1 protein-coding gene is annotated in these 497 nt (G+C 45.7%); it reads left to right on the forward strand.

What is annotated here, in order from left to right:
• The first annotated feature begins 2 nt into the window (after positions 1–2).
• Complete coding sequence (locus FN960_RS23440) at positions 3–107, forward strand: 2-oxo acid dehydrogenase subunit E2 (RefSeq protein WP_368854053.1); 105 nt, start codon at positions 3–5, stop codon at positions 105–107.
• Positions 108–497: the final 390 nt, after the last annotated feature.

Here is a 497-nt window from a genome sequence, read left to right on the forward strand (position 1 = left end):
CGATTTCTCTCTCCTTCGACCACCGCGTGATCGACGGTGCTGATGGTGCCCGTTTCATTACCATCATTAACAACACGCTGTCTGACATTCGCCGTCTGGTGATGTAAGTAAAAGAGCCGGCCCAACGGCCGGCTTTTTTCTGGTAATCTCATGAATGTATTGAGGTTATTAGCGAATAGACAAATCGGTTGCCGTTTGTTGTTTAAAAATTGTTAACAATTTTGTAAAATACCGACGGATAGAACGACCCGGTGGTGGTTAGGGTATTACTTCACATACCCTATGGATTTCTGGGTGCAGCAAGGTAGCAAGCGCCAGAATCCCCAGGAGCTTACATAAGTAAGTGACTGGGGTGAGCGAACGCAGACGCAGCACATGCAACTTGAAGTATGACGAGTATATTGCTGTCAACCGCCACCAAGTGCGGTATACAAAGAAATTTCGTTAACCTGACGGGCATAATTCAGATCAAGTAAAGTTTGTCGGGTTGCAAATAA

Source organism: Alkalicoccobacillus porphyridii (assembly GCF_007293315.1).
Lineage (GTDB): Bacteria > Bacillota > Bacilli > Bacillales > Bacillaceae_D > Alkalicoccobacillus > Alkalicoccobacillus porphyridii.